Source organism: Pedobacter sp. Bi126 (assembly GCF_918698245.1).
In the GTDB taxonomy this organism is placed as follows: domain Bacteria; phylum Bacteroidota; class Bacteroidia; order Sphingobacteriales; family Sphingobacteriaceae; genus Pedobacter.
The window spans coordinates 1-1,431 of sequence record NZ_CAKKMS010000020.1 but is presented as its reverse complement, the minus strand read 5'-3'; the positions used below and the strand labels follow the sequence as shown (position 1 = coordinate 1,431).

The 1,431-nt window shown below is 40.6% G+C and carries 3 protein-coding genes; all 3 read left to right on the top strand.

What is annotated here, in order from left to right:
- Positions 1–72: 72 nt before the first annotated feature.
- Genes LQ201_RS25615 through LQ201_RS25605 form a run of 3 tightly spaced genes read left to right on the top strand, consistent with a single transcriptional unit; the run spans position 73 to position 1,403 of the window.
- Positions 73–426, top strand: coding sequence for a transposase (locus LQ201_RS25615; RefSeq protein ID WP_230146578.1), 354 nt, complete (start codon positions 73–75; stop codon positions 424–426).
- Positions 419–1,192, top strand: coding sequence for a transposase (locus LQ201_RS25610; RefSeq protein ID WP_230146722.1), 774 nt, complete (start codon positions 419–421; stop codon positions 1,190–1,192). The genes LQ201_RS25615 and LQ201_RS25610 overlap by 8 nt, the downstream gene beginning before the upstream one ends.
- A complete protein-coding gene (locus tag LQ201_RS25605; RefSeq protein ID WP_371823075.1) occupies positions 1,101–1,403 on the top strand; it encodes a transposase in 303 nt (100 codons plus the stop codon). Before LQ201_RS25610 ends, LQ201_RS25605 begins: the two co-directional genes overlap by 92 nt.
- The last annotated feature ends 28 nt before the right edge of the window (positions 1,404–1,431 follow it).

The following is a 1,431-nucleotide window of genomic DNA, read 5'->3' as shown; positions in this document are numbered from 1 at the left end:
GGATCAAGCGGAAAAGTTGGGGGGAATTAAATAATTTCTTTCTTTTGTAGTTTACAACAATTACGAATCCCCTTGAATCAAGCCGAACAGACCCTTATCAGTTTTTTATTACCAGGAGGTATCCTGGATTATTTCGAAATACTCAAAGTAGAAAAAGAGTTAAAAGAACTTCAAATTTATCTTGAAGAGAAGAATATAGCCCCTTCAGGCTATCAGATAACGGAGCTCGAATCAAAGGGCTTTCTTCCGGAAGTTGCCATTCAGGATTTTCCTATCCGCGGGCAGAAAGTCGCCCTGCGCATAAAAAGACGTAGGTGGACAGTAAAAAAGACTGGCGATATCATCAGTAGAGATTGGGATTTAGTAAGAAAAGGGGCTCGGATGACTACGGAATTCGGTCTTTTTTTAAAAGGAATATTTGGATAACCATCCCATTAGCTGCTATCATCTAGGACATTATTTCCAGATTGACGGCAAACAGCTCCAGGAACAATATAAAGAGCATATCAGTGATTATAGCAGTTGGGACCAGAAAGGTCATGCGGATGATTGGATGCTTTTTGCAAATAACGTGAGCCCCAGGCTCAGTATTGATGAAACAGCTTTGTCCAATGGTGAACTTTATACTGTTGTGACCAATAACGAAGCCAAAGGCAGAAAGGGTGCTATTGTGGCCATGATCAAAGGCACAGTGGCCGAAAACATTATATCTGTACTGAAAAAGATTCCGGAAAGACTAAGAAAACGGGTGCGGGAAGTAACCATGGATATGGCTGCGAACATGCAATTGGCCATAAAACGGTGTTTTGTAAACGCACATCGGGTAATTGACCGTTTCCATGTTCAGAAACTCGCTTATGATGCAGTTCAGGAAGTTAGGATAAAGTATCGTTGGAAGGCTATCGATGCAGAAAATGAGGATATTGCAACTGCAAAAAAGAACAAAAGTGCTTACCAGCCAGAAGTATTGGCCAATGGAGATACGTTAAAGCAATTGCTGGCACGGAGCAGATATCTTTTGTTTAAACATCCCTCAAAATGGACTTCGAATCAGGAACTTAGAGCAGCGCTACTTTTTCAAAGGTATCCAAAATTAAAGAATGCATATGATATCGCCCAGAAACTGGGGGATATATTCAGGCTATGCAAAAGTAAGGAACAGGCCTTTAAGAGATTGGCAATATGGGTATAATGAGATAGAAGCATGCGGAATTGATTCCTTCAGGACTGTTGCCAGATCAATTCAATCGCATTATCTGTACATCCTTAACTTCTTTATCAACAGATCCACGAATGCCTCCGCAGAATCTTTCAATGCAAAGATCAAAGCTTTTAGAGCAACATCCAGAGGCGTTAGGGATATCAAGTTCTTCTTATTCAGATTATCGAAAATATATGCCTAAAGAATCCCCCAACTTTTCCGCTTGATCC